Source organism: Streptomyces sp. NPDC005784 (assembly GCF_042871525.1).
Taxonomy (GTDB): domain Bacteria; phylum Actinomycetota; class Actinomycetes; order Streptomycetales; family Streptomycetaceae; genus Streptomyces.
On record NZ_JBIAIQ010000024.1, the window covers coordinates 33,850 to 60,573 of the forward strand.

At 71.2% G+C, this 26,724-nt stretch carries 25 protein-coding genes and 1 pseudogene; 17 read left to right on the top strand and 9 right to left on the bottom strand.

Going from position 1 to position 26,724, the window contains the following annotated elements; translation table 11 throughout:
• Window positions 1–102 precede the first annotated feature (102 nt).
• From fabG to ACFYR3_RS30345, 6 genes are all read left to right on the top strand, one after another.
• The gene (fabG, locus tag ACFYR3_RS30320) at window positions 103–864 is read left to right on the top strand and encodes a 3-oxoacyl-ACP reductase FabG (RefSeq protein ID WP_355856624.1); all 762 of its coding nucleotides are present in this window, start codon (window positions 103–105) and stop codon (window positions 862–864) included.
• Window positions 865–881: 17 nt separating this feature from the next.
• Window positions 882–1,643 (top strand): SDR family oxidoreductase, encoded by a 762-nt coding sequence (locus tag ACFYR3_RS30325; protein WP_355856621.1) that lies wholly within the window; start codon window positions 882–884, stop codon window positions 1,641–1,643.
• Window positions 1,644–1,893: 250 nt separating this feature from the next.
• On the top strand, window positions 1,894–3,474 hold the full coding sequence (locus ACFYR3_RS30330; protein ID WP_355838363.1) for an ABC transporter substrate-binding protein: 1,581 nt from the start codon (window positions 1,894–1,896) through the stop codon (window positions 3,472–3,474).
• Between the two features lie 166 nt (window positions 3,475–3,640).
• Window positions 3,641–4,324: a uracil-DNA glycosylase gene (locus ACFYR3_RS30335; RefSeq protein ID WP_351133963.1), complete on the top strand. Its 684-nt coding sequence runs from the start codon at window positions 3,641–3,643 to the stop codon at window positions 4,322–4,324.
• 122 nt (window positions 4,325–4,446) lie between these two features.
• Window positions 4,447–5,004, top strand: a complete 558-nt coding sequence (locus ACFYR3_RS30340; RefSeq protein ID WP_356782477.1) for a hypothetical protein — start codon at window positions 4,447–4,449, stop codon at window positions 5,002–5,004.
• A gap of 1,338 nt (window positions 5,005–6,342) precedes the next feature.
• Window positions 6,343–7,254, top strand: a complete 912-nt coding sequence (locus tag ACFYR3_RS30345) for a Gfo/Idh/MocA family oxidoreductase (RefSeq protein WP_355838369.1) — start codon at window positions 6,343–6,345, stop codon at window positions 7,252–7,254.
• Here the strand turns inward: ACFYR3_RS30345 and lnt are convergent.
• Window positions 7,172–8,758 (bottom strand): apolipoprotein N-acyltransferase, encoded by a 1,587-nt coding sequence (gene lnt / locus ACFYR3_RS30350; protein WP_355838372.1) that lies wholly within the window; start codon window positions 8,756–8,758, stop codon window positions 7,172–7,174. The genes ACFYR3_RS30345 and lnt overlap by 83 nt on opposite strands.
• Before the next feature lie 184 nt (window positions 8,759–8,942).
• Window positions 8,943–9,428 carry a nuclear transport factor 2 family protein gene (locus tag ACFYR3_RS30355; RefSeq protein ID WP_355838375.1) on the bottom strand — a complete coding sequence of 162 codons (486 nt, stop codon included), beginning with the start codon at window positions 9,426–9,428 and terminating at the stop codon, window positions 8,943–8,945.
• 333 nt (window positions 9,429–9,761) lie between these two features.
• Here ACFYR3_RS30355 and ACFYR3_RS30360 point away from each other — a divergent pair, with 333 nt between their 5' ends.
• On the top strand, window positions 9,762–10,502 hold the full coding sequence (locus ACFYR3_RS30360) for a glucose 1-dehydrogenase (protein ID WP_355838378.1): 741 nt from the start codon (window positions 9,762–9,764) through the stop codon (window positions 10,500–10,502).
• A 29-nt stretch (window positions 10,503–10,531) separates the two neighbouring features.
• Here ACFYR3_RS30360 and ACFYR3_RS30365 read toward each other — a convergent pair whose 3' ends face one another.
• Both ACFYR3_RS30365 and ACFYR3_RS30370 read right to left on the bottom strand, forming a co-directional pair.
• Entirely contained in the window at window positions 10,532–10,711 is a 180-nt protein-coding gene (locus ACFYR3_RS30365) for a hypothetical protein (protein WP_355838380.1), read from the bottom strand.
• Window positions 10,712–11,316: 605 nt separating this feature from the next.
• Window positions 11,317–11,490, bottom strand: coding sequence for a hypothetical protein (locus ACFYR3_RS30370; RefSeq protein WP_356782474.1), 174 nt, complete (start codon window positions 11,488–11,490; stop codon window positions 11,317–11,319).
• An 831-nt stretch (window positions 11,491–12,321) separates the two neighbouring features.
• On the opposite strand from ACFYR3_RS30370, the gene ACFYR3_RS30375 reads away from it, so the two are divergent.
• The 3 genes from ACFYR3_RS30375 to ACFYR3_RS30385 are packed head-to-tail and all read left to right on the top strand — an operon-like array spanning window position 12,322 to window position 15,235.
• Window positions 12,322–13,575 carry a Gfo/Idh/MocA family protein gene (locus tag ACFYR3_RS30375; RefSeq protein ID WP_389285226.1) on the top strand — a complete coding sequence of 418 codons (1,254 nt, stop codon included), beginning with the start codon at window positions 12,322–12,324 and terminating at the stop codon, window positions 13,573–13,575.
• Window positions 13,572–14,513 (top strand): PmoA family protein, encoded by a 942-nt coding sequence (locus tag ACFYR3_RS30380; protein WP_389285227.1) that lies wholly within the window; start codon window positions 13,572–13,574, stop codon window positions 14,511–14,513. The genes ACFYR3_RS30375 and ACFYR3_RS30380 overlap by 4 nt, the downstream gene beginning before the upstream one ends.
• Complete coding sequence (locus ACFYR3_RS30385) at window positions 14,507–15,235, top strand: cupin domain-containing protein (protein WP_389285252.1); 729 nt, start codon at window positions 14,507–14,509, stop codon at window positions 15,233–15,235. Before ACFYR3_RS30380 ends, ACFYR3_RS30385 begins: the two co-directional genes overlap by 7 nt.
• A 186-nt stretch (window positions 15,236–15,421) precedes the next feature.
• Here ACFYR3_RS30385 and ACFYR3_RS30390 read toward each other — a convergent pair whose 3' ends face one another.
• On the bottom strand, window positions 15,422–15,883 hold the full coding sequence (locus ACFYR3_RS30390) for a helix-turn-helix domain-containing protein (protein ID WP_355838392.1): 462 nt from the start codon (window positions 15,881–15,883) through the stop codon (window positions 15,422–15,424).
• Between the two features lie 150 nt (window positions 15,884–16,033).
• Between ACFYR3_RS30390 and ACFYR3_RS30395 the strand changes: the two genes are divergently transcribed.
• Window positions 16,034–17,209 carry a thiolase family protein gene (locus ACFYR3_RS30395; protein ID WP_355838395.1) on the top strand — a complete coding sequence of 392 codons (1,176 nt, stop codon included), beginning with the start codon at window positions 16,034–16,036 and terminating at the stop codon, window positions 17,207–17,209.
• A 142-nt stretch (window positions 17,210–17,351) separates the two neighbouring features.
• Here ACFYR3_RS30395 and ACFYR3_RS30400 read toward each other — a convergent pair whose 3' ends face one another.
• Complete coding sequence (locus tag ACFYR3_RS30400) at window positions 17,352–18,170, bottom strand: TVP38/TMEM64 family protein (protein WP_389285228.1); 819 nt, start codon at window positions 18,168–18,170, stop codon at window positions 17,352–17,354.
• A gap of 49 nt (window positions 18,171–18,219) precedes the next feature.
• On the opposite strand from ACFYR3_RS30400, the gene ACFYR3_RS30405 reads away from it, so the two are divergent.
• From ACFYR3_RS30405 to ACFYR3_RS30415, 3 genes are all read left to right on the top strand, one after another.
• The gene (locus tag ACFYR3_RS30405; protein WP_355838401.1) at window positions 18,220–18,954 is read left to right on the top strand and encodes a DNA alkylation repair protein; all 735 of its coding nucleotides are present in this window, start codon (window positions 18,220–18,222) and stop codon (window positions 18,952–18,954) included.
• A gap of 495 nt (window positions 18,955–19,449) precedes the next feature.
• Window positions 19,450–20,619: an elongation factor Tu gene (gene tuf, locus ACFYR3_RS30410; protein WP_355838404.1), complete on the top strand. Its 1,170-nt coding sequence runs from the start codon at window positions 19,450–19,452 to the stop codon at window positions 20,617–20,619.
• 141 nt (window positions 20,620–20,760) lie between these two features.
• Window positions 20,761–21,606, top strand: a complete 846-nt coding sequence (locus ACFYR3_RS30415) for a spermidine synthase (RefSeq protein WP_389285229.1) — start codon at window positions 20,761–20,763, stop codon at window positions 21,604–21,606.
• Between the two features lie 35 nt (window positions 21,607–21,641).
• Here the strand turns inward: ACFYR3_RS30415 and arsM are convergent, their stop codons facing one another.
• Window positions 21,642–22,535, bottom strand: coding sequence for an arsenite methyltransferase (arsM, locus tag ACFYR3_RS30420; RefSeq protein ID WP_355838410.1), 894 nt, complete (start codon window positions 22,533–22,535; stop codon window positions 21,642–21,644).
• 104 nt (window positions 22,536–22,639) lie between these two features.
• On the opposite strand from arsM, the pseudogene ACFYR3_RS30425 reads away from it, so the two are divergent.
• The 3 genes and pseudogenes from ACFYR3_RS30425 to ACFYR3_RS30435 all read left to right on the top strand — a co-directional run bounded on the left by ACFYR3_RS30425 (window position 22,640) and on the right by ACFYR3_RS30435 (window position 24,219).
• Window positions 22,640–23,019 (top strand): annotated as a pseudogene (locus ACFYR3_RS30425) (ArsR/SmtB family transcription factor).
• Window positions 23,016–23,756 (top strand): MIP/aquaporin family protein, encoded by a 741-nt coding sequence (locus ACFYR3_RS30430; RefSeq protein WP_355838413.1) that lies wholly within the window; start codon window positions 23,016–23,018, stop codon window positions 23,754–23,756. The pseudogene ACFYR3_RS30425 and the gene ACFYR3_RS30430 overlap by 4 nt, the downstream one beginning before the upstream one ends.
• A 34-nt stretch (window positions 23,757–23,790) precedes the next feature.
• On the top strand, window positions 23,791–24,219 hold the full coding sequence (locus ACFYR3_RS30435; RefSeq protein WP_389285230.1) for an arsenate reductase ArsC: 429 nt from the start codon (window positions 23,791–23,793) through the stop codon (window positions 24,217–24,219).
• Window positions 24,220–24,359: 140 nt separating this feature from the next.
• On the opposite strand, the gene ACFYR3_RS30440 is transcribed toward ACFYR3_RS30435, so the two are convergent.
• A complete protein-coding gene (locus ACFYR3_RS30440) occupies window positions 24,360–25,421 on the bottom strand; it encodes a hypothetical protein (RefSeq protein WP_389285231.1) in 1,062 nt (353 codons plus the stop codon).
• 140 nt (window positions 25,422–25,561) lie between these two features.
• Complete coding sequence (locus tag ACFYR3_RS30445) at window positions 25,562–26,578, bottom strand: hypothetical protein (protein ID WP_389285232.1); 1,017 nt, start codon at window positions 26,576–26,578, stop codon at window positions 25,562–25,564.
• Window positions 26,579–26,724: the final 146 nt, after the last annotated feature.

Below are 26,724 nucleotides of genomic sequence, written 5' to 3' on the forward strand. Positions count from 1 at the left end.
TGTGAGCCGCGGGTCTTCCGGGACCTCCGAAGACTCCGCAAGGGTGTCGAGACAGCTTGGCCGGGCTTGGGCCGGCTTTTCCAAGGGCGAGGAGAACCAGCAATGTCCACCACTGAGCAGCGTGTCGCCGTAGTCACCGGTGCCGCGCGCGGCATCGGCGCCGCGACCGCCGTACGACTGGCCGCGGAGGGCCGCGCCGTCGCGGTGATCGACCTCGACGAGGCCGCGTGCAAGGACACCGTGGAGAAGATCACCGCGGCCGGCGGCAGGGCCCTCGCGGTCGGCTGCGACGTCTCCGACGAGGCCCAGGTGGAGGCCGCCGTCGCACGGATCGCCGAGGAGCTGGGCGCGCCGACCATCCTGGTGAACAACGCGGGCGTCCTCCGCGACAACCTGCTGTTCAAGATGAGCGCGTCCGACTGGGACACCGTCATGAACGTGCACCTGCGCGGCGCCTTCCTGATGGCGAAGGCCTGCCAGAAGCACATGGTCGACGCCAAGTTCGGCCGTATCGTCAACCTGTCCTCGTCCTCGGCGCTGGGCAACCGCGGCCAGGCCAACTACTCCACCGCCAAGGCCGGTCTCCAGGGCCTCACCAAGACCCTGGCCATCGAGCTCGGCAAGTTCGGCGTGACCGCGAACGCCGTGGCGCCCGGCTTCATCGTCACCGACATGACCGCCGCCACCGCCGCCCGCGTCGGGATGGACTTCGACGACTTCCAGGCCGCGGCCGCCACCCAGATCCCCGTGCAGCGCGTCGGCAACCCCGACGACATCGCCAACAGCATCGCCTTCTTCACCGGCGAGGCCGCCGGATTCGTCTCCGGCCAGGTGCTGTACGTGGCCGGCGGACCGCTCAACTAGGCACGGGGGAAACGCACATGACAACGCTCCCCGAACTCTCGGGCAAGGTCGCGCTCATCACGGGCGCGAGCCGCGGCATCGGCTACGGCGTCGCGGAGGCCCTGGTCGCCCGCGGCGACCGGGTCTGCATCACCGGCCGCAACGAGGACGCCCTCAAGGAGGCCGTCGAGACGCTCGGCGCCGACCGCGTCATCGCCGTGGCCGGCAAGGCTCACGACGAGGCCCACCAGGCCGTCGCCGTGGAGCGCACGATGGAGGCCTTCGGCCGCGTCGACTTCCTGGTCAACAACGCCGGTACGAACCCGGTGTTCGGGCCGATCGCCGAGCTGGACCTCAATGTCGCGCGCAAGGTCTTCGAGACCAACGTCGTCTCCGCGCTCGGCTTCGCCCAGCAGACCTGGAAGGCCTGGCAGAGCGAGAACGGCGGCGCGATCGTCAACATCGCCTCGGTCGCCGGCCTCGCGCCCTCGCCGTTCATCGGCGCCTACGGCATCAGCAAGGCCGCGATGATCAACCTGACCGTGCAGCTGGCGCACGAGTTCGCGCCCAAGGTGCGGGTCAACGCCATCGCGCCCGCCGTGGTGAAGACGAGGTTTGCGGCCGCACTCTACGAGGGCCGTGAGGCGGAGGCCGCCGCGGCCTACCCGCTCGGCCGGCTCGGCGTGCCCTCCGACATCGGCGGAGCCGCCGCGTTCCTGACCTCGCGGCAGTCGGACTGGGTCACCGGTCAGACGCTCGTGGTCGACGGCGGGATGTTCCTCAACGCCGGAGTCGAATGACATGAGGGCCGGTCGGACGTTCCCCGCGCGCGGGGAACGTCCGACCGGCCTTTTGTCGGTAGTCGACAAGCAGCCTGCCCGCGCCGAGCGACGCGGGGTCGGATTTTCGGAGCGTCGACGCTTTCACAGAACTCTGACAACGTAGTCACAAACGTGCTGATCAAGTGCCCTGCCGGGAACACGGTTCCCCCGGCGGGGCACTGCGGTATGGTCTCCCGACCCTTGGTACGGCGGATCGAGGAGCGTGCGCGTGTTCAACCGGAACCGATGCCTGCGACAGTTGGCGGCGATCACGTCCATAACCCTGGTGGCCGGGTGCGGCGTTCTCTCCTCGGGATCGCCGGCCGACAAGGGGCCGATCGTGGTGGGCACCACGAGCGCCCCCAGCACCCTGGACCCGGCCGCTTCCTGGGACGGCTCGTGGGAGTTGTTCCGCAACATCTACCAGACGCTGCTGGGCTATCCGACCGGCTCGGTCACGCCGCAGCCCGACGCCGCCGAGAAGTGCAGGTTCACGGATGGAACCAATCGCGCCTACCGCTGCGAACTGCGTCCGGACATGAAGTTCTCCGACGGGGACCCCCTCGACGCGTCGGCCGTCAAGTACTCCATCGACCGGATCAGGAGGATCGGGGTACGCGGCGGCCCGGCCGGTCTGCTCGGCAGCCTCGACCGGGTCCAGGTGCTGGGCAGGCGCGAGATCGTCTTCCACCTCAACAAGCCGGACGCCACCTTCCCGTTCGTCCTGGCCACGCCGGCGATGTCGATCGTCGACCCCGACGACTACCCCGCCGACGCCCTGCGCAAGGACACCAAGGTCTTCGGCTCCGGGCCCTACAGCCTGCGCTCCTACACGGAGGGCAAGCAGGCCGAACTCGTCAGGAACGACCACTACGACGGCTTCGCAGAGCGCAAGAACAGCGCGGTGACGATCCGTTACTTCCAGGACTCGGCCCAGCTGGTCGGGGCCCTGAAGGACAAGAAGATCGACGTCACCTACCGCGGCCTCGCCGCCTCGGACATCGTCGCCCTCCAGGGTCACGGGACCCAGAAGGACATCCAGCTCATCGACGGCGCGGGCACGGAGATCAGTTACCTGGTCTTCAACCCGAAGGACCCGTGGGCCGGGAAGCCCGCCGTCCGCAAGGCGATCGCCCAGATCGTCGACCGGTCGGCCATCGCGCACAAGGTCTACCGGGACACCGTCGACCCGCTCTACTCGATGGTCCCCGCGGGCCTGACCGGGCACACCACCGACTACTTCGACCAGTACGGCAGCCCCAGCCCGTCCAAGGCCCGCAAGATCCTGCTCGACGCGGGCATCAACGGGCGTGTCCCGCTCACCCTTTGGTACACGACCGACCGCTACGGCTCCGAGACCGCCCCGGAGTTCCGCGAACTCAAGAGCCAGCTCGACGGCTCCGGCCTGTTCGACGTCACGCTCAAGAGCCGCCCCTGGAAGACGTACGAAGCGGGCTACCGCGGCGGCGAGTACCCGGTGTTCGGCCGCGGCTGGTTCCCCGACTTCCCTGACGCCGACAACTTCATCGCACCCTTCGTGGGCGAGCAGAACGCTCTCGGGACGCCCTATCCGGCCCCGCGGATCACCGACAACCTGCTGCCCGAGTCGCGCAGTGTGAGCGATCGCGGGGCGGTGGTCAAGGAGTTCGAGGAGGCCCAGCAGATCCTCGTCGACGACGCCCGGCTGCTGCCCCTGTGGCAGGGCAGGCAGTTCGTGGCCGCGAACGAGGAGATCTCCGGCGGCGAGCGGGCACTGGACCCGTCGACGATCATGACGATGTGGGAGCTGGACCGCAAACCGAGCTGGTAGCGGGCCCGGTACCGGCTGCCGCAAGAACCCCGGTCGCCGGTCGGCGGCGCGCCGTGGGGGCACACGGTACCGGGCATACGGCCTCGACGCGGGCCACGAACCGATTGTCAGTGGTCGACGGTAGGTTCTGTGGTCTGGAAGTCATCGCACATCGAAGGAAGTTGACGTGACCGATATCGCCATGCTGCCCGAGTCCTGGCGCGGCGTCCTGGGCGAGGAGCTGCAGCAGCCCTACTTCAAGGAACTCACCGAGTTCGTCGAGGAGGAGCGCGCGAAGGGTCCCGTCTACCCTCCGCGGGAGGAGGTCTTCGCCGCGCTCGACGCCACGCCGTACGAGCGGGTGAAGGTACTGGTTCTCGGTCAGGACCCGTACCACGGCGAGGGGCAGGGGCACGGTCTGTGCTTCTCGGTCCGTCCCGGAGTGAAGACCCCGCCGTCACTGCGGAACATCTACAAGGAGATGAAGGAGGAGCTGGGCACCCCGATCCCGGACAACGGCTATCTGATGCCGTGGGCCGAGCAGGGCGTGCTGCTGCTCAACGCGGTGCTGACCGTGCGCTCCGGCGAGGCGAACTCGCACAAGGGCAAGGGCTGGGAGAAGTTCACGGACGCGGTCATCCGCGCGGTGGCCGACCGCCCCGACCCGGCGGTCTTCGTGCTGTGGGGCAACTACGCGCAGAAGAAGCTTCCGCTGATCGACGAGGAGCGGCATGTGGTGGTGAAGGGGGCGCACCCCTCGCCGCTGTCCGCGAAGAAGTTCTTCGGCTCGCGTCCGTTCACGCAGATCAACGAGGCCGTGGCGGCCCAGGGCCATGAGCCGATCGACTGGCGCATCCCGGACCTGGGCTGAGCGCCGAGCCGCTGGGCGGGACCGTCACCGGCCTGGCCCAGCGGCGTTCGGGGGCGCCTGAGCGGGATTGTCAGTGGCTCCGGTTAGCGTCGTGAGGGACAGCGACGATCCTGGAGGACGCGGTGGCGGAGCAACAGGAGCAGGCGGCGCCGGACGCCATGATGACCCGGATCGGACAGGCCGTCATGCTGCACCACGCCGGTGACCGCGAGGAGGCCCGCGGCCGCTTCCTGGGTCTGTGGGGGGAGATCGGCGAAGGCGGCGACGCCCTGCACCGCTGCACGCTGGCGCACTACATGGCCGACACCCAGGACGACCCCGCGGACGAACTCGCCTGGGACCTGCGGGCTCTGGCGGCGGCCGAGGAGCTCACCGGCGGCCGGGTCGCCGAGTCCCATCAGTCCCTTGCGGTACGCGCGTTCTACCCCTCGCTGCATCTGAACCTCGCCGCCGACTACGCGAAGCTCGGCCGCTCGGAGGCCGCCCGCACTCATCTGCGCCGGGCCCGCGGCGCGGTCGGCGCCCTCGCGGACGACAGATACGGGGACGGTGTCCGCGCGGCGATCGGCCGCCTGGAGCTGAGGCTCCAGGAGACCGGCACCTCGGCGGAGGCCGGCCGCCCCGACCGCTTCGGCGGCCCCGGGGGCGAGACACTGGGACCGCCCAGACAGCGGCCCTGATCTCCTGTCTCGCCGGGGCGGCAGGTGGCGGGGCCTTGAGCCTTGTCCCGCCGGGGTGGCAGTTGGTGCGGTCCTGGGCCTCGTCCCGCCGGGGCGGCATGTGGTGCGGCCTTGAGCGTTGTCCCGCCGGGCGGTAGTTGGTGCCGTCCTGGGCCCCGACTTGCCGGGCACGGGGCGCGGTCCCGAGCCCTGTCGTGCCGGGCGCGCGACACGGGGCGCCGGGTCCCCGGTGTGCGTGCGCCCCGAGCCGGGGCGCACCGCGCCGTCAGTTTCCGTACGCCTTCCCACAGATGACCGACTCCGGGCTGCCCACGTTCCAGCCCCCGTACTGCCTGCCGAGGGCGCACAAGTCCGAACGCTTCGGCATGGCGGGGGCGCCGGGCGGGCCGGCGACACGGGGTTTCGCGTGCCGCGGTTCTGGATGCGGGGCCGGGCGGTAGTGCCGCGGAGGGGCCGGGGGTGCCACCGCCCGCGGTGGGGGAGCCGACCGGTGCCGGGTCGCCGTGTCGGGTGAGGGCTGGTGCGAGGCACCTACGCGCTCCAGCGCCTCCCTGGCCGGTGCCTGCACGATCTGGGACCCCCCTTTGCTGTCCGGATGCGGCGCGGCGCGCCCGGACGGGGCGGAAGGGGAGCCGGAGGCGGGCGGCCGCTGGACGGTCACACAGCCGGAGAGGGCGGTGACTGCCACGGCGACCAGGAGCGTTGCGGTCGTCGTCGTTCGATACACCCGCGCAACTCTGCTGGTTCCGGAAGGCTATTGGGGAGCGGAGAAGTTCAAGATGCCCCGCACGGGTGATCCTTCCGCTCCTCCGGCGGGCACGAACATCGGTGAGCTGACACGCTGCCGGGTGCGCCGGGTGCGCCGGGTGCGCCGGGTGCGCCGGGTGCGCCGGGTGCGCCGGGTGCGCCGGGTACGTCGGGTACGTCGGGTACGTCGGGTACGCCGGGTACGCCGGGTACGCCGGGTACGCCGGGTACGCCGGGTACGCCGGGTACGCCGGGTACGCCGGGTACATCGTTCCGGCCGGGGTGGCGGCCTGCCTCCGCGGGGGTGGCCCACCACACCCAACCGGCACGGGCCGCCGACCAGGCCGCCCACTCGGGGGACCGGGGACCCCGGACAAGGCGCCCCATCGCCCGTAAGGCCCTCTGGGGCGGCCCGGACGAACGGAAGAGCGACCGCGCCGTGATCGCCCTGAGCGGCACGGCGATCACGGCCTTGTCCGAGGCGGGGCCGGCGCTTTTCCCGCGGAGCTCCGACGGAATCGCCGAGGGGCGGCCGCCGCAGCGGCCGTATGCTTCCGACGGGACCCGCGTCGGCGACTGAAGGAGACCCTTGTGAAGGTCGGCTGCATCGGACTCGGCGACATCGCGCAGAAGGCGTATCTGCCGGTGCTCGGAGTGCGGCCCGAGATCGAACTGCATCTGCAGACGCGGACGCCCGCCACGCTCGACCGGGTCGCCGACAGCCTTCACCTGCCTCGGGCCCAGCGGCACACCGACCTGGCGGACCTGCTGGCCCAGGACCTCGACGCGGCGTTCGTGCACGCGGCCACCGTCGCCCACCCGGAGATCGTCGCGCGTCTGCTGGAGGCGGGCGTACCGACGTACGTCGACAAGCCGCTCGCGTACGAGCTGGCCGAATCGGAGCGGCTGGTCCGGCTCGCGGAGGAGCGGAACGTCAGCCTCGCGGTCGGCTTCAACCGGCGTCTCGCGCCCGGATACGCACAGTGCATCGAACATCCGCGCGAGCTGATCCTGATGCAGAAGAACCGCACAGGGCTGCCCGAGGAACCCCGCACCATGGTCCTCGACGACTTCATCCACGTCGTCGACACCCTGCGCTTCCTGGTGCCGGGTCCGGTCGACGACGTGACGGTGCGGGCCCGTGCCGAGGACGGGCTGCTGCACCATGTAGTGCTCCAGCTCGCCGGAGACGGATTCACGGCACTCGGTGTGATGAACCGGCTGAGCGGCTCGAACGAGGAGATCCTCGAAGTCTCGGGCCAGGACACCAAGCGTCAGGTGGTCAATCTCGCCGAGGTGATCGACCACAAGGGGCAGCCGACCGTGCGACGGCGCGGCGACTGGGTGCCGGTGGCCAGACAGCGCGGTATCGAGCAGGCGGTCCTCGCGTTCCTCGACGCCGTGCGCGCGGGAAAGGTGCTCAGCGCCCGGGACGCGCTGGCGACTCACGAGTTGTGCGAGCGGGTGGTGCGAGCGGTCGAGGAGCGGTCCGCCGCAGTCTGAAGGTGCGCGCGCCCTCCGTCACGCAGAGCGCCGCCATCACCAGCAGCGCGCCGTGCACCGGCCAGTCGCCGAACCGGACGTACGGCGTGACACCCCGGGCCAGCGGCACCTCGTAGACCATCGCGCTGCTCGCGTCGGTGCCGAGCCAGGAGCCGATGCGCTCGCCGCTCGGGCCGTAGACGGCGGATACGCCGGTGAGGGTCGCGTGCACCATGGAGCGGCCGGTCTCGGCGGCGCGCAGCGCGGCGAGAGAGGCATGCTGCTCGGGCGCCCAGCTGTGCTGGAACGTCGACGTCGAGGACTGGGCCACCAGCACTTCGGCGCCGTCCTGGGCGAGGTGGCGGCTCATGTCGGGGAACGCCGTCTCGAAGCAGATCATGGGGCCGACGCGCAGCCCGTGCCCGACGTTCATCACCACCTGCTCGGTGCCCCGACGGCGGTCCTCGCCCGCGGCCTTGCCGACGGAGGTGGCCCAGCCGAGCAGGGAGCGCGCGGGAACGTACTCGCCGAAGGGGACCAGCCGCATCTTGTCGTAGCGGTCGCCGGTCGGACCGTGCGGCCCCACCAGGACCGAGCTCTTGTAGATGCCGGGCCGGTCGGAGCGGTGCGCGTCGACGTTGACCAGGATGTCGGCGCCGACCTCGTGGGACAGCGTCGCGATGCGGTGCGCCAGATCGGGCCGGTCGGCCAGGTCGAAGCCGACACTGCTCTCGCCCCAGACGACCAGGTCGGCGCCCTGCCCCGCGAGTTCCCGGGTCAGCGCCTCCTCGCGCGCGAAGCGCTTGTCGCCGCTCGTGCTGCCGTCCACGACACCGGGCTGCACGACCGCGATCCGCACCCGGCCGTCGACCTCCGGGCGCGGCGACCACGCCCAGGCCGCCGAGGTGGCGGCGGCCGTCGCGACCAGTCCGGCCACTGCGGGCATTCGGGATTCACGCACCGAGACCAGCACGGCGACCGCGACGTTGACCGCCACCACCAGGAAGCTGAGCAGCCACACCCCGCCGACCGAGGCCAGCCGCAGCGCGGGCTCCACCTGCCACTGGCTCGATCCGAGTAGACCCCAGGGACCGCCCAAGCCCTGCCAGGACCGGACGAGTTCGACCATCAGCCACCCCGACGGCAGGACGAGGAGGGCGGCGCCGACCTGGCCCGGTGACGGCACCCCGGCCAGGAACCGCCGGACGAGCCAGCCCCACGGGGCCCACAGCGCGCCGAGCAGTGCCGCTATGACCACCGTGAAGACATTCAGGCTCGGCAGCAGCCAGTGGTGTACGGCCAGTATGAAACCGAACCCGCCGAGCCAGCCGTCGTACGCGGCACGCCTGCCCGTGGGGGCCGAGCGGGCCAGCAGGATCCAGGGCACCAGCGCCACGTACGCGAACCACCACCAGGACGGGGCGGGGAAGGCGAACACGGGCAGCGCGCCCGCCAGCGCGGCGACGACACCGCGCCGCCAGGGGGAGACCAGCCATGGGCCGAACGCACGGTCGGGCCTTTTCATCCTTCGCCTCCCTGCCCCGAGGTCTCTCCAGTGTGCGCGTCGGCGGCGATCTCCGACAGGGGGCACGGAGATCGGGAGGGGGCGCGTCGGCAGGGAAGCGCCCCAAGTCCTGGAGGTGGTTCCGGAACGGTCCCGGAGGCGGTTCCGGAACGCGCCGGATCGGTGGGGGAGTCGACCGGGTGGCTCAGGGGTTCGCGGGCGCGTGCCGGGGCTGTGCCATCCGGCGCCACTTCTCCTCGACGACGACCTGGCGCAGCCGCCAGCCGTCGGCGGTTCGCAGCAGGCCGAAGGCGTATCGACCGCCGCACACGAGGTCGGGCGTGGTGGAATCGCCGTCCTGCCCGGCGAACCGCATCGGATTGATGTAGTCCGCCTGTACCTCGGCCGTGTCGCCGGTGTCCTGATCCAGGACGCCGAACCGCACACGACGGTTGACGATCAGATGCTGGCGCATCGCGAACAGTTCCAGACTCTGCGAAAGCCACCCGGCGACGTTGTCGGCGTCGCCCTCGACGCCGCCGGCCGAGCGGTAGTCGGCGCGGCCTTTCGGCGTGAACAGCCCCCGGTACGCCTCCCAGTCGCCGTCGTCCACTGCCACCGCGTACGCGGTGACGATCTCGTCCACGGCGAACCGGTCCAGCACGGTCGCGAGCTCCACACGCTGCGTCATCGGCTCAGTGTTGGCCACAGCGCTTGCCACGCCAAGAGGCTGTGCGGGGATATTCGGTGTCCGGCAGGGTTCGATTCGGCATCGGTCAGCACGGTCCGGGCGGTCCGGGCGGTCCGGGCGGTCTCGTGGGGTGAGGCGGAACCCGTACGCGGGCGAGCCGCTCTTGGAAGTCCGAGACGTCATGCCGAGGCCGGCGCGGATCTGAGATCGTTGGGGATCCATGATCGACCGTGGACGACCTGTCCACGGGGATCCGATCGGGAGGGGTTCCCACCCCTGTCGATCACCCCCGCTCATGCGTCGGTGACCCGTCCGCCACTCCAGGAGGCTCTTATGGCGCGCCCTGTCACGATCGTCACGGGTGGCAGCCGGGGGATCGGCGCCGCGACCTGTACACGCCTGGCGGCGGACGGGCACGACGTCGTCGTCGGTTACGTGAGCGACGGCGAGGCCGCAGAGCGGACCGCGACCGCCGTCCGCGCTGCCGGGGCACGCTGCGCCACGGTACGGGTGGACACCTCCGACGAGACCGACGTCGAGCGGCTCTTCGACACGGCCGCGGACCTGTTGGGGCAGGTGACGGGGCTGGTGAACAACGCCGGGGTGACCGGACCGCTCGGGCGGCTCGCGGACGCCGACCCCGCGGATCTGCGACGCGTGATCGAAGTCAACCTGCTCGGCACGCTCCTGTGTTCGCGTCGCGCCGCCCGGTCCATGGCCGCCCTGGGAGGCGGCGCCATCGTGAATGTGTCCTCGGCGGCCGCCACGCTCGGCAGTCCCGGCGAATTCGTGCACTACGCGGCGAGCAAGGCGGCCGTCGACGCGCTGACCACGGGACTGGCCAAGGAACTCGGCCCCGACGGCATCCGGGTCAACGCCGTCGCGCCCGGCATGATCGACACCGAGATGCACGCGACCATGGGTGACCCGGGCCGCGCCGAACGTGCCGCCTCGTCGATTCCACTGCGCCGCGTCGGCGGCGCGAAGGAAATTGCCGCGGCCATCGCGTGGTTGATGTCGCCCGAAGCGTCGTACACGACGGGGGCGGTGCTACGGGTGTCCGGCGGGCGGTGAGCCGGTGCGCGCCGGAATCGCGAACGGTCCTACGCCGCCTCGATGATCTCGCCGCGTATCGCCTCGGCCCACTTCACCACCAACAACTCGTACTCCGCCCGCTCCTGTGCGGACAGGGAGCCGCCTGTCCGCGTCCACAGGGAGCGGATCTGTTCGTTCAGCGCGGCGGCAGACCGCACGGAACCAGGCGGAGTGACATCGGGGGACATGCGCACCAGCCTAGGCGCAAGGACTGACACTGCGCTACCGGGCCGCTACTCAAGCCGTATGCGCTTCGTCACGCGAATCCGGCCGATGCTCAGTTGCGCGCCGAACTCCCTTTCCAGCGGCCTCAGTTGTCGTGGACGGCGCCGCATCGACCGGATGGACGGAAACGCTCACGGGACTGGCGCGAGCTGCGCGGAACGGATGGGGAACACCTTGGCCGAACCGGCGGGCCCCGTTCTGCGAGAACGTCCCGGGAGGTGCACCCGCCGAGTGGATCGGCGGGCGTGATCACTGGCCCGACGCCGTCGCCTTCGTCCCGCTTTCGTCCAGCCTTCGAAGGCCGCCGGAGGAAGCCGCCGGAGGAAGCCGACGAAGGAGAGGGCCGAGGGTGGGTCGCACCGCTCGGTCTGCCGGACCCGCTTGCCGTGGATGACCGCGGACGTGTCGGACCGGGCACCTCCCGGAGTCGTGGTCGAGCGGATCCTCGGGCGGCGAAGCGATGGGGAACCGCGCGGACCCGTCCCTGTCCGCAACCATGCGAGACAGCGTCGAGCGCACACTCGAAAGCCCCCGGGAGCGCTCCGGGGGCTGAGGTTCTGTCGCGGGCTCAACCGTTCGGCCCGCGCGGCTCCGCCCTCTCCGCCCAGACCCGCGCCGCGAGCGCATCAGCCTCGTCCTGCGGGATACCCGCCTTCACGAGGATGATCCCGCGGCTGCCGTCGGGAAACTTCACACTGCGCGCTTCAGTGCCCAAGCGACCCAGCATCGGCTCCTTCGGCATGCTCCACCTCCAGTCGGGGAGACCACGCTAAGACGCCCCGGCGCAGTCCGCAGAAGTGTTCGGCCAGACGGCCTACGGCGCCTTCGATCCCCGCTCGTCGAAATCCGCTTGGTCGATCCCGGCTCCGGCGGGAAGGTCCGCGTCATCCCGGGCGACGAGGACCGGCCCGACGGAGACCGCGAACGGGCCACCGCCACGCGAGAGGAGACGACGTGAGCAGCCGTCCGACCGCAGCCGACGTGTTCGGCCCGCCGGATCCGCACGCTGACGTCCTCGCCCGCCATGCGACCCGAAGCGCCCACTCCGTGCCGCTGGTGTCGACCTCCACGTACATGTGCCGTGTGCGTACGACCACGGTGCCCGTCTTGGTGCCCGGCGTCGTTGCCCCAGGTGATCGTCCAACCGTGGTGGTCGGTCGCCGGCCCGATTCCGATCCGGGCTCGGTCCCGGTCAGGTCCAGGCTCGGCCCGATTCCGATCCAGGCTCGGCCCGGCCCAGATCCGAGCTCGGGCAGGGGCAGGGGCAGGGGCAGGGGCAGGCGCAGATCCGGGTCCGGTCACGGGCAGGTGTGATCCGGGTCCGTTCAGGGACCGGGTGCGATCCGGTTTCGGGCAGGGACCGGGTGCCGTCCAGGTTCGGTCGAGGTGCGATGTCGCCTGATGGCACGGTGACCGGGGTGTTGACCGGCCGCCCGGCCGCCGCTTACGTTGCAGCGGCAGGGAAAGCGCTTGCTGCCACCGTTCGCGTCCGTTCGGCGATACGCGTCCGTCCGGTGGAGCCATGCGCTGGCCGACGTCTGACATCACGTCCGATGGAGCGCTGATCAGGTAGATGACCCTGTCCCGTACCGCAACAGCCCCCCAGGCCGCTACGAGCCGCGCCGCGAACACCCCTCTCGACGGTCGTCGCATCAGAGTCGCCGTCGTCGGCGCGGGCGCCATCGCGCGCGGGAGTCATCACCCCGCACTCGCCCGGCTCGCGGAGGAGGGCGAGACGGAGATCGTCGCCGCGGTGGACATCGCCGAGGGCGCGGTCCGGGAGTTCTGCGCCGAGGCGGGCATTCCACACGCGTACACCGATCTGGACCGGATGCTCGGGGAACAGCGGCCCGATCTGGTCGCCGTCTGCACCCCGCCCACCCTCCACCGGGAGCAGTCCGTCGCCGCGTTGCGGGCGGGCGCGTGGGTGTGGTGCGAGAAGCCGCCCGTGCCGACGCTCGCCGACTTCGACGCCGTCGAGGCCGCTGAGGGCACGGACGGCGGGCCGTACGCCGCGATCGTCTTCCAGCACCGCTTCGGCTCGGGCGCCCGGCATGTTCGGCGCCTGATCGCGGAGCGGGCGATGGGCCGGCCGCTCGTCGCGCACTGCCAGACCACCTGGTACCGCAACGCCGACTACTACGCCGTCCCCTGGCGCGGCCGCTGGGCGACCGAGGGCGGCGGGCCCGCGATGGGACACGGCATCCACCAGATGGATCTGCTGTTGGACCTGCTGGGGCCGTGGACCGAGGTGCGCGCGATGACCGGTCGTCTGGTGCACGACGTGGAGACGGAGGACGTCTCGACCGCCCTGGTCCGCTTCGCGAACGGCGCCCTGGCGACCGTCGTCAACAGTGTGCTGAGTCCCGACGAGGTCAGCCGCATCCGCGTCGACTGCGAGCGCGCCACCGTCGAGCTGACCCATCTGTACGGCCACAGCAACGACGACTGGCGGATCACTCCCGTGCCCGATGTCCCGGAGGCGGACGTCGCGGCCTGGCGGGATTTCGGCGCGGACGTGCCCAGTTCGCACCTCGCGCAGCTACGGGAGCTCGTCGCGAGCATGCGGGCGGGCGAACGGCCGCGCAGCAGCGGTGCCGACGGGCGGACCAGCCTGGAACTGATCACCGCGCTCTACAAGTCGGCGTTCACGGACACGACCGTCCGCGCGGGGGAGATCGGTCCGGGAGACCCGTACTACACGGCACTGCACGGCGGCGCGCCCGGCTGGGCACCCGCCGGGCCCGAGTCGGCGGCGCCCGAGGTGCCCGAGGTGCCCGAGGTGCCCGAGGCGCCCGCAGCGGCAGGTGCGGAGGTCCGGGCATGAGCGAGCAGCCGGAGTCCGGCCTGCGGATCGTCCACACGCACGGGGAGCGCATCGCGATCAATGAAGTCTCCACCGGCGTCGAGCTGTTGAACTACGTCTACCGACCCGAGGCCGCCTGGGAGTCACCGAAGCCGTATCTGCATCCGCTGCGGACGCTGGCCGGCAACGTCGTCACGGACTACCGCCCGAACGACCACCGCTGGCACAAGGGCCTCCAGATGACGGCCTCGCATCTCTCCGGACAGAACCTGTGGGGCGGCAACACCTACGTCCACGGACAGGGATATCTCGAACTCCCGGAGCGTGTCGGGTCGATGGCGCACGTCGCCTTCGACGAGGTCGCCGCGGACGGCGGTGGCGCGGTCATCGCCGAACGGCTCACCTGGCATCCGTACGACGGCGAGCTGTGGGCCGACGAGCGGCGCCGCGTCGAGGTCCACGACGTCGATCCCGGGGCGGGCTCCTGGGAGCTGACCTGGAGCTCCGCGATCACCAACCGCCGCGAGGAGCCCCTGCGCTTCGGCAGTCCGATGACCGCGGGGCGCGAGATGGCCGGCTATACGGGCCTGTTCTGGCGCGGACCGCGCGCCTTCCGGGACGGGCTGGTCATCGGACCTGACTCCGAAGGACCCGGGCTGATGGGGCGCCAGGCACCCTGGCTCGCGTACTCGGCTGAGCACGACGGCTCCGACGGTCACGCCACCCTCGTCTTCGCGCACGCGCCCGAGAACGACCACACCGGGTCGCGGGGCGCCCACCCGGCCCACTGGTTCGTACGCAACGAACCCTTCGCCGCTGTCGCCCCGTCCCTGGCCTTCTTCGACGAACTGGAACTCGCGCCCGGCGACACCCTCACCCGCCGCTACCGGGTCGTCGTCGCCGAAGGGGCCTGGGAACGCGAGGACGTCGTCAAGTATCTGGCGGAGCACCCCTGGTGAGTGCAGCGACTCCTGGCTTCCCCGGGCTCCCGGGAGCCGTCGCCGTGTCGCATCTGCGGGTGTACGACTGGCCCGCAGCTGATGGTGTGTGCGGCGGAACTCCCCATCTCCACCTGACCTGTTCGGAGGCGTACGTCGTCACCGGCGGACGCGGCTCGGTCCAGACGCTCACGGCATCGGGGTACGAGGTGACGCCGCTCGTGCCCGGCACGGTCGCCTGGTTCACCCCGGGCACGATCCACCGCCTCGTCAACGGGCAGGATCTGCGCATCACCGTGCTCATGCAGAACAGCGGCCTGCCGGAGGCGGGCGACGCGGTCATCACCCTGCCCCCGGAGTACCTGACCGATCCAGGGACCTACGCGGCGGCCACCGTCGTCCCGGCGGACGCCCCCGAGGGGGAGCAGGCGCGCTTCGCCCGTGCCCGGCGCGATCTCGCCCTGGAGGGGTATCGCGCGTTGCGCGACGCGGACGGACCCGCGCCGCTCGCGGCGTTCCACCGGGCCGCCGCGGCCCTGGTGCGGCCACGCCTCACGGAGTGGCGCGAACGGTGGCGGCGCGGCGCCGAGGCCGCCGCCGCGGCGACGGGGGACCAGCTCGACCGGCTGGAGCGGGGAGACGGGTCACATCTCGCCGCCGCCGTCGTGCGAGCCGAACGGCCTTCCGCGCGGGGCCGGTTCGGAATGTGCGGACGGCTCGATGTCTACGAGACGGCCGACTAGGTCGTACCATCGCCTGCCGCCTGCCGCCTGCCGCCTGCCGCCTGCCGCCTGCCGCCTGCCGCCTGCCGCCTGCCGCCTGCCGCCTGCGGCCTGCGGCCTGCCGCCTGCCGCCTGCCGCCTGCCGCCTGCCGCCTGCCGCCTGCGGCGCCCGTCTCCGCGTCCGCGTCCGCGTCCCCGTGTCGGCGATTACGCCGCCACGGGTCCCGTCACCGTCCAGCCCGGGGCCTGGGGGTGGGCGGTGAGGGCCTCGTGTTCGACTTGCTCTCCGCATTCCTGGCAGACCACCTGGGGGACCAGCTCGTGGCCACAGGTGTGCTCCAGCACCATGGGCCGGAAGCCGCCCTCCTGGAGGTGCCGGTCGCCCCAGGCCATGAGCGTCAGCAGGACGGGTTGCAGCTCCAGACCTGCCTGCGTGGGCCGGTACTCGTAGCGCTTGGGGCGGTCGCTGTACTCCGCCTTCTCCAGCAGCCCGGCGTCGACGAGGCGCTTCAGCCGGGTCGTCAGCACGTCGCGAGGGGCGCCGGTGTTGCGTACGAGCTGGTCGAAGCGTGTGGCGCCGAGCGACACCTCGCGCAGGACCAGCAGGGAGTACTTCTCGCCGACGAGGGCGAGTGTCGCGGCGATCGAGCAGGGGCGGGGGTCCTTCATGCCGTCAGTCTACGAGGGTGGGTTGGATGTTCCAACTCACTGGGTTACTCTTGGGTCACTTGGTGGGTTGGGAAATCAAACTCACTGGGTTCGAAGGCCGGACCCGCCCGGTCGCCGGTTCCCCGACCTCAGAGACCTGAGAGGCATCCCATGCGTGACGCCGTGATCGTCGAAGCCGTACGCACCCCCGTGGGCAAGGGCAAGCCGAACGGCTCCCTCGCCCACGTCCACCCCGTGGAACTCCTCGCCCACACGCTCCGCGCGCTCGTCGAGCGCTCTGGGATCGACCCGGCGCTGATCGACGACGTCATCGGCGGCACCGTCGACCAGGTCGGCGAGCAGGCCATGAACACCACCCGGTACGCCGTGCTCTCCGCGGGTTTCCCCGAGGCGGTCCCGGCGACCACGGTGGACCGCCAGTGCGGCTCCTCGCAGCAGGCCGTGCACTTCGCCGCGCAGGGCGTCATGTCGGGGGCGTACGACATGGTCGTGGCCTGCGGTGTGGAATCGATGAGTCGGGTGCCGATGTGGTCCAACGTGCCGGCGGGCGCGGACCCCTTCGGGCCAGGGGTCGCCGAGCGCTACCCGGAGGGTCTGGTGCCGCAGGGCATCAGTGCCGAGCTCATCGCCGCCAAGTGGGGCATCACCCGCGAGCGGATGGACACCTTCGCCGTCGGCTCGCACCAGAAGGCGGCACTGGCGTGGAGCGGCGGTCTGTTCGACGCCGAGGTCGCGCCCCCGGAGGGCGTCAGCCGGGACGAGAGCGTCCGCCCGGGCAGCACCCCCGAGATACTCGCCGGGCTGAAGCCCGCGTACTACGACCCGGGCTTCGCCGAGCGCTTCCCGCAGATCGACTGGTCGGTCACGGCCGGGAACGCGAGCCCGGTCAACGACGGCGCGTCCGCCGTGCTCATCACGTCGAGCGAGACCGCCGCCCGCCTCGGACTGCGGCCCATCGCCCGGCTGCACAGCTTCGCGGTCACCGGATCCGACCCGCTGCTGATGCTCACAGGCGTCATCCCCGCCACCGAGAAGGTGCTGCGCAAGGCCGGGCTGGACCTCGGCGACATCGACCTCTTCGAGGTGAACGAGGCCTTCGCCGCCGTCGTCCTGGCCTGGCAGCAGGAGACGGGCGCCGACCTGGCCAAGGTCAACGTGCACGGCGGGGCCATCGCGATAGGCCACCCGCTGGGCGCGAGCGGCACCCGGCTCACCACGACCCTCGTCCACGCGATGCGCGCCCGCGGGGCCCGCTACGCGCTGCAGACGATGTGCGAGGCGGGCGGACTGGCCAACGCGATGATCCTGGAGGCCGTGCGCCCGTAGCGGCCGCACCATTCTGGAGGCGTGCGTCCGTGGCGCCCGCAGATCTTGGAGGCCGTGCGTCCGTGGCGGCCGCGGATCCCGGAAGCCTCGCGTCTGTAGCGGCCGGAGATCCTGGGCTGTGCGGCCGTGGCGCTGCCGGGCCTCAGTGACCGCGCAGGTGGTGGCGCTTGCGCCAGGCCACCACCGTTCCGACCACGGCGGGGACCGTGATCAAGGCCATCGCGATCAGGAAGGCCGGGGACGTTGGGGAAGACGCGCGGGCCCCGGCGACGGCGTACGCGGCGGTGTTCGGGATCGAGCCGAGCGCCGTCGCGACCAGGAAGGGCAGCCAGCCCATGCGGGAGACGGCCGCGCAGTAGTTGGCGGCCCAGAACGGCACGCCGGGGAACAGCCGGGCCACCATCATCGAGCGGAAGCCGTGCCGGCTGAGCTGACCGTCCGCCGCCTTCAGCCAGCGGGCCCGCAGCAGCGACCGCAGCGCGGCCTGTCCGAGGATCCGGCCGAGCCCGAAGGCGACACCGGCGCCGAGCACCGTGCCCACCAGCGCGGTGCCCAGGCCCAGTTGAGAGCCGAACAGGGCGCCGGCCGCCAGGTTGAGCAGGGGTCGGGGCATGAAGGCGACCGTGCACAGCCCGTACGCCACGGCGAACGCGACGGCCGCCGCGGCGCCGCCGAGCTGGGGTGGCCAGCCGTCGGCGAGCAGCCGCTGCGGGTCGAAGAGCAGCACGCTCGACGCGGCGGCCGCGAGCAGCACGACCAGCAGGGAGAGCCGCGACCACGGCGAGAGCAGCGCTCTCAGGCAGCGGGCGCCCGGGCCGGTGCGTGCGGCGGTCGGGACCGCGGGTGCGGCGACGGTGATCTCCGAGGCGACGACCAGGTCGGTGGCGACGGTGAGCTCCGTGGCGGCGGCCTGGGGAGTGGCCGTGGCGGTGCCCCCAGAGCGGGTGGTGGCATCGAGCATCCGGTGACACTAGCCGACGCATGTGTGTGATCGCCGTATGGTTCGTCTCATGGGCGTCACAGCTTCCGGAACGTCAGGTGCGCGGTTCGAGGTGCCGGACAGCGTCCTCGCGGACACCGTTCTGGAACGGCTCACGACCGTCTACCCGGCGGCCGCCGACCCTCACCGGGCCGCGTCGATGCGCGCGTACATGAAGGACATCGCCCCGTTCCTCGGACTGACGACCCCCGAGCGCCGCGCCCTGTCCCGCACCGTGCTCCTGGACACCGCCCGTCCCGAGGAGGCGGACTGCACGGCGCTCGCGCTGCGCTGCTGGCGGCTGCCGGAACGCGAGTACCAGTACTTCGCCGTCGACTACCTGCGCCGCCACGTGGCGCGCCTGTCGTCGGGGTTCCTGCCGGTCGCCCGGCACCTGGTCTCCACCGTCTCCTGGTGGGACACGGTCGACGCGCTCGCCGCGCATGTGGTGGGAGGCCTGGTGGCCGCCGACCCGCGACTGCGCACCGCCATGGACGCCTGGATCGAGGACGACGATCTGTGGGTCGCCCGTACGGCGCTGCTCCATCAGCTCCGCCACAAGGAGGCCACCGACACAGGGCGCCTCTTCGCGTACTGCGTGCGCCAGTCGGGCCATCCCGATTTCTTCATCCGCAAGGCCATCGGATGGTGTCTGCGCGAATACGCCAAGACCGACCCGCGGGCGGTACGGGACTTCGTCGCCGCGGAGCGGGCGAGGCTCGCGCCGCTGTCCGTGCGCGAGGCCCTCAAGAACATCAGCCCCTGAGCCCCTGAGCCCCTGAGCCCCTGAGCCCCTGAGCCCCTGAGCCCCTGAGCCCCTGAGCCCCTGAGCCCCTGAGGCCCTGAGGCCTGCGACCCTGAGACCACGGACGCCCCCGGACCCTGCGGGCTCCCGACGCGCCGCTCGCACTGACTGCACCACGCGCACCACGCGCACCACCCGCACTACCCCCACCACCCGCACCACACCGGTCCACAGGGCACCGAAAACCATTCGACGTGGGCAGACGCGTCGGCAATGATCTCCTCATGTTCCGGTACGCCTTCCTCCTCGCAGCATCCGCAGTCGCGGGTGCGCCGAAGGCTGCCGTCCCGATCATCACGGCAGCCGTCGACGGCGCCCGAAGCTGACCCTTCCCGGATTGTCCGGCGGACCCCGCAGGGGGAGGGTCGGTAACTCCTGGGGGTCCCCGTCCCGGCCCGTACGCGCCGGGGCCATCACTCAGCTCCGCTGACACTGAAGAGGCTTCGAGGTACAGCCATGCCCAAGACGGCTTACGTGCGCACCAAACCGCACCTGAACATCGGCACCATGGGTCACGTCGACCACGGCAAGACCACCCTGACCGCAGCCATCACCAAGGTCCTCGCCGAGCGCGGCTCCGGCACCTTCGTCCCGTTCGACCGGATCGACCGCGCGCCGGAGGAGGCCGCCCGCGGCATCACCATCAACATCGCGCACGTCGAGTACGAGACCGACACCCGGCACTACGCGCACGTGGACATGCCGGGCCACGCCGACTACGTCAAGAACATGGTCACGGGCGCGGCCCAGCTCGACGGGGCGATCCTCGTCGTGTCCGCGCTGGACGGGATCATGCCGCAGACCGCCGAACACGTGCTGCTCGCCCGGCAGGTGGGCGTCGACCACATCGTCGTCGCCCTCAACAAGGCCGACGCGGGGGACGAGGAGCTCGCCGACCTCGTGGAGTTGGAGGTCCGCGAGCTGCTCTCCGCGCAGGGCTACGGGGGCGACTCGGTTCCCGTCGTGCGGGTGTCCGGCCTCAAGGCCCTTGAGGGGGACCCCCGGTGGACGGCGGCGATCGACGCGCTGCTCGACGCGGTGGACACCTACGTGCCGATGCCCGAGCGCTATCTCGACGCGCCGTTCCTTATGCCCGTCGAGAACGTGCTCACCATCACCGGACGCGGAACGGTCGTCACCGGTGCCGTGGAGCGCGGCACGATCCACGTCGGCGACCGCGTCGAGGTGCTCGGCGCCGGCGTCGACACGGTGGTCACCGGCCTGGAGACCTTCGGCAAGCCCATGGAGGAGGCGCAGGCCGGCGACAACGTGGCGCTTCTGCTGCGCGGTGTGCCCCGCGACGCGGTCCGTCGCGGGCACATCGTCGCCGCGCCCGGCAGTGTCGTACCCAGCAGCCGTTTCACGGCGCAGGTGTACGTCCTGTCGACGCGCGAGGGCGGCCGTACGACAGCGGTCTCCACCGGGTACCGGCCGCAGTTCTACATCCGCACCGCGGACGTGGTCGGCGACGTCGACCTCGGCGAGCGGGCGGTCGCCCGGCCCGGCGACACCGTCACCATGACGGTCGAGCTCGGCCGGGAGGTGCCGCTGGAGCCGGGCCTCGGCTTCGCGATCCGCGAGGGCGGCCGGACGGTCGGCGCCGGGACGGTGACGTCGGTCGGCTGACCTCCGGCCCGATAGGCAGGCCGGCTGTCCTCCGGCCCGGTCAGCTGGTCGGCTGTCCTCCGGCCGGTACAGCGACGCGGGCGCCTGCCATGACATGGTGGGCGCCCGTTCGCGTCGTCGCCGGTGCCGCACAATGGAGCCGTGGACGAGCCGATACCCGTGACGCGGGCCGTGGATCACGGGACCGCCAAGCTGATGCCCGACGTGGACCGCGAGCGGGCGTGGCTGCTGACGGTGGACGGGGCACCCCAGTCGTACGTCGACCTGGACGAGCCGACGCATCTGGAGTTCGAGTACACGCGGCGCCTCGGGCATGTGCTGGACACGGTCACGGAACCGGGGCGCGCCCTGGACGTGCTGCACCTCGGCGGCGGGGCGCTGACTCTGCCCCGCTACGTCGCGGCCACCCGGCCCGGTTCGCGGCAGGACGTGGTGGAGGCGGACCAGGGTCTGCTGGCCATGATCGGCGAGTGTCTGCCGGTGCCCGGCGGCGTCGGCATCGAGCTGCACTGTGCCGACGCCCGCACCTGGATCGAAGCCGCCGCCCCCGACTCCGCGGACATCCTGATCGCGGACGTCTTCGGCGGCTCGCGCGTACCGGCGCATCTGACATCCACCACCTACGCGAGCGCCGCCGAGCGCGTGCTGCGCCCCGACGGCGTTTACCTCGCCAACCTCGCGGACGCCGCGCCCTTCGCCTTTCTCCGCTCCCAACTCGCCACGTTCTCCGCGGTGTTCGAGGAAATCGCCCTGATCGCCGAACCCGGCGTGCTGCGCGGCCGACGCTTCGGCAACGCGGTGCTCGTGGCCTCCCACCGCCCGCTCGACACGGCCGCCCTGGCCCGTCGCACCGCCGCCGACGCCTTTCCCGCGCGCGTCGAACACGGCCCCGGGCTGCGGGACTTCATCGGCGGTGCCGCTCCGGTGCGCGACGAGAACGCGGTTCCGTCACCCGAGCCGCCCGGCGGGTCCTTCGGCATCGGGTGACGCGGTTTCCGCTTCTTCCTCGGAGTGCGGGTTCTTCAGGTCTGGCAGCCGCAGCCCGACGCGGACTTGGCCTCCGCGACGGTGACACGGGGGTCGGCGGAGGTTTCGGCCGGTGTGCAGCAGGCGCCGACGCCGCAGCACGCGTCTGCCGACCCGGTCGCGGGGGATGTCCGCGCCTCGGTCCGGGGTTTGGTGGCGCGGACGATGGCGGAGTGCATGCCGTCGGCCACGGGGTGCGTGGGGGTGATCTCGACGTTCACGAACCCTGCCGCCTCAAGGCCTTCGCGGTACTCGGCGAAGGACAGGGCGCCGGCGATGCAGCCGACGTGGTCGCCGCGCTCCGCGCGCTGCCGGGGTGTCAGGTCGTCGTCGGCGACCACGTCCGAGACGCCGATCCGGCCGCCCGGCGTCAGGACGCGGAACGTCTCCGCGAACACCGCCGTCTTGTCGGTCGACAGGTTGATCACACAGTTGGAGATCACCACGTCGATGGTGGCGGCGGGGAGCGGGATGGCCTCGATGGTGCCCTTGAGGAACTCGACGTTGGTCGCGCCCGCCTTCCTGGTGTTGGACAGGGCGAGTTCGAGCATCTCCTCGGTCATGTCGAGGCCGTACGCCTTGCCCGTGGGGCCGACGCGGCGGGCGGGCAGCAGGACGTCGATGCCACCGCCGGAGCCGAGATCGAGGACACGCTCGCCCTCGTGGAGATCGGCCACGGCGGTCGGGTTGCCGCAGCCCAGTGAGGCGGCGACGGCCTCGGCGGGCAGGGCGTCGCGCTCGTCGGACGCGTAGAGGGTCGAACCGAAGTTCTCGTCCACCTCGACCGGCTGCGGCCCGCAACACGCGGTGCCACCCTCGGTCACCTTCATGGCCGCGGCGGCATACCACCGGCGAACGGTCTCGCGCAGTTCTGTGGACTGATCACTCATGACTCACTCCTCAAGCACGGGGCACGTCAGGCCCCGGACCGGCTTGTATTGACGTTCATTGATGTAAGCTTGCGCCTTGGATCGAAGAACGTCAACATAGAGGCATGTCGAAACAAAAACTTGAGGTGATCGGCCAGGAGGCGGACGGCGCCTGCTGCACGGGACTGGCCTCCGCCCCGCTGGCCGAAGATCAGGCCGTCGAACTGGCGGAAGGCGTTCAAGGCGCTCGGCGACCCGGTACGGCTGCGGCTGCTCTCGATGATCGCTTCGCGGGAGGGCGGCGAGGTGTGCGTGTGTGAGCTGACACCCGCGTTCGAGCTGTCGCAGCCGACGATCTCCCACCATCTCAAGCAGCTCCGCCAGGCCGGACTCATCGACTGCGAGCGGCGTGGCACCTGGGTCTACTAACTGGGCGCTGCCTGGCGCCCTGGACAGGCTGGGCGCGTTCCTGACCACTCCTGAGCCCGTCGCGGTGGCCGCGTGAACGCTTCACTCGGACGGCGGGCCGCGGCCGAGCTGGTGGGGACGGCCGCACTGGTCGCGGTTGTGGTCGGCTCCGGCATCCAGGCGACGCTGCTGTCACAGGACGTCGGCGTGCAGCTGCTCGCCAACTCGCTCGCCACCGTCTTCGGCCTGGCCGTGCTGATCACGTTGCTCGGTCCGGTCTCCGGGGCCCACTTCAACCCGGCCGTCACCCTGGCCGCCTGGTTCACCGGGCGCAACAGCGGCGACGGAATGACCGCACGTGAAGCAGCCGCGTACGTCCCTGCTCAGATCGTCGGCGCGATCGTCGGCGCGGTCCTGGCCGACGCGATGTTCGCCCAACCGCTCGTGAAGTGGTCCACGCGCGACCGCTCCGCCGGTCACCTGTGGCTCGGCGAGATCGTGGCGACGGCCGGGCTCATCCTCCTGGTCTTCGGCCTGACCCGTACCGATCGCGCCCGCCTCGCATCAGCGGCGGTGGCCTCCTACATCGGGGCCGCGTACTGGTTCACGTCCTCCACGTCGTTCGCGAACCCGGCGGTGACCATCGGCCGGACCTTCACCGACACGTTCGCGGGCATCGCCCCGGCCTCCGTCGCTCCGTTCATCGTCGCGCAGCTGGTCGGTGCCGCTGTCGGCGTGGCCCTGCTGGCTGCCGTGTTCGGCCGCCCCGCATCCGCTCGGACGGACGCAGACCGCCCCCACGACGAGGCCGAACTCGCCCCGTCCGCACCCTGAACCCACCTTCTCCCCGGAAGAAAAGACACCTGCCATGAGCACCGCCACCCTGCGCCCGTCCGTGCTGTTCGTCTGCGTCCACAACGCCGGGCGGTCCCAGATGGCCGCCGCGTTCCTCACCCACCTCGCCGGCGAGCGGGTCGAAGTCCGCTCGGCGGGCTCCGCACCCGCCGACACGGTCAACCCGGCGGTCGTCGACGCGATGAAGGAAGCCGGCATCGACATCTCCGCCGAGACGCCGAAGGTGCTGACCACGGAAGTCGTACAGGCATCCGACGTCGTGATCACCATGGGGTGCGGCGACACGTGCCCGGTCTTCCCGGGCAAGCGGTACCTCGACTGGCAACTCGACGACCCGGCCGGACAGGGCGTCGCCGCGGTCCGGCCGATCCGGGACGAGATCGAGCGGCGCATCCGCGCTCTGGTGACCGAACTGGCCGAACTGCCCGAACTGACCGACTGAGCGATCCGCCCTACCGAGCCACGCCGACCGCTGCTCCACCCCGTCGGGGCCTCCGAACCGCCCCGTCGGGGCCTCGGGCCCCTGCTCACCCGGCCTGGAAGGTCTCCAGGAGGCCGGAGCCCCGCGCCTCGGTCCCGGGCTCAGGAACCCGTCGGGTCGCCATGCAGTCGTACCGTGCTGAGGATCCTTTGCACGGTCGCGTCCTGGATCTCGCCCGAGACGCCCTTCGCGCTGTAGAGCGTCCAGGACACGAAGTCGCCCGCCGAGTTCTTGAAGGCGAACGTGGTCGCCTTGCCGTCGGAGTCGCACTTGCCCTTCTTGACGACGCCCGAGGAATACGTCGTCGCGACGCTGCCCTTGACGCCAGAGGCCGTGGTGTACGCCTGGGGCTTGCCGATCTTCAGCAGTTTCTTCGAGGCGTCCTTCTGGTCGGTGTAGCCGCCGAAGACCCACCACGCCGAATCATTGCGCGCCACGTCGTCGGCGTTCTTGGCACCGCTCTGGCCCTTGGTGCCCGCGGCGGCCAGTGCCGAGTCGCTCGTGTGGCCGTCCTTGTCGTCGTCCGACGTGCACCACTTCTCCTTGAGGAACGCGGGCGCGGACATGCCGATGAGCACGGCGCCGTCGCCCTTCTTGTCGTCCTCGAAGCCGATGAAGGTGCCGGGCGTCTTGACATCCCAGTCCGCCGGTACGTCGAAGGCGGTGCCCCACTTGGGGTTCACCACCACCTTCCAGCCGGCGATCGTCGCCTTCTCCTCGTCGCCGCCGCGCGGGTTGTCGTCACTCCCGCTCCCGCTCGCGCTCGGCGCCGCAGAGGCGGACGCCTTCGGGGACTTGGACGTGTCGGCGCCGGCCTTGTCGTCCTTGTCGCCACCGCCCAGGACGAGGAATCCGGTGACTCCGGCGGCGATCACGACCACCAAGGCCGCGACGATCGCGGTGATCTTCGTCTTGTTGCCGCCACCCCCACCGCCGCCGGGCGCCTGGGGCGCGCCGAGGGCATCCGACGGGGCTCCCCACGGCTGCTGTCCCGGCTGCGGTCCGTACGGGCCCGGCTGCTGCGGATACCCCGGCTGCTGGTATCCGGGCTGCTGGTACGGATTCGGCTGCTGGTACCCCGGCTGCTGGTACCCCGGCTGCTGGTACGGGTTCTGGTCCTGCGGGTTCTGCTCGCCCCCGGGCGGCTGCTGTCCTGGCCACATGGCCGTTAACGATAGAGGGGCTTGTGACCCGAGTGCCACGGCGGTCCCCGAAACGACCGTGCCGCCAAACCACTTGCCCCATTGATCCCGGCTCGGGGCGGCCCCGCATGATCCCGGCTCGGAATCCAACTGCCCCTGACTCAGGCCCCCGTCGGGTCACCGTGCAGACGTACGGTGCTCAGGATCTTCAGGATGGTCGCGTCGGGGATCTCGTCCTGCACGCCGGTGGCTCCGTAGAGGTTCCACGCCACATAGTCGCCCACGGAGTTCTTGAACCCGAACGTGACGGCCTTGCCGTCGCTCGCGCACTTCCCCTTCTGGGGAGTGTTCTTGGACCTGGCCCAGGCGATGCTGCCCGTGACGCCCGACTTCGTGGTGTACGGCTTGGCCTTCTTGTCGAAGGTGAGGCTCTTCTTGTCCGGCTGGGTGTAGCCGCCGAACACCCACCAGGGGACCTGGTTCACGGCGACCTCGTCGGTGCTCTTCGCTCCGCTCGCGCCCTTGGTGCCCGCGGCGCCGAGCGCGGTGTCCTCGGTACGGCCGTCCCTGTTGTCGTCGGACGAGCACCACTTGGACTTGAAGTAGGCGGGTGCCGACATCACGATCAGCGGCTTGTCGTCGGCCTTCGCGTTCTTCTTCTCGAACCCGACCGACGTGCCCGGCGAGGCCACCTCCCAGTCCGCGGGGACGTCGAAGGCCGTGCCCCACCTGGGATTGACGACGACCTTCCAGCCGGCGATCGTCGGCTGCTCGCCCGCACCGCCGCGCGGGTCGCCGTCGGAGGGCGACGCGCTCGGGTCCTTCGGCGCGCTCGTGGTGGGGTTCGCGTCCTTGCCCTTGTCGCCGCCGTCGGCCTTGTCGTCCTTGCCGCCGCCGAGCAGGAGGGCACCGGTCACCCCGGCGGCCACGACCACGGCGCCGGCCGCCACGATCGCGATCACCTTGGTCCGGGTGCCGTTCCCGCGCGGCGGCTCGGGCGCGCCCGCGGGAGCCGGCGCACCCCACGGCTGCTGTCCCGGCTGCGGTCCGTACGGGCCCGGCTGCTGCGGATACCCCGGCTGCTGATAGGGGTTCGGCTGCTGGTACCCCGGCTGCTGGTAGGGGTTCTGGTCCTGCGGGTTCTGCTCGCCTCCGGGCGGCTGCTGTCCTGGCCACATGGGCAGTCACGTTAGTGGCGCCCGTGAAACGTTTCTGTCACCGCGTCTCGTCAGGCCTGTACCGGAGTGTGGCTCCGCCCGCACCGCTGATCGACTTCGGCGCCGGGCACCGGGGCTGGTCAAGACTTGCTACCCATGGGTAACAT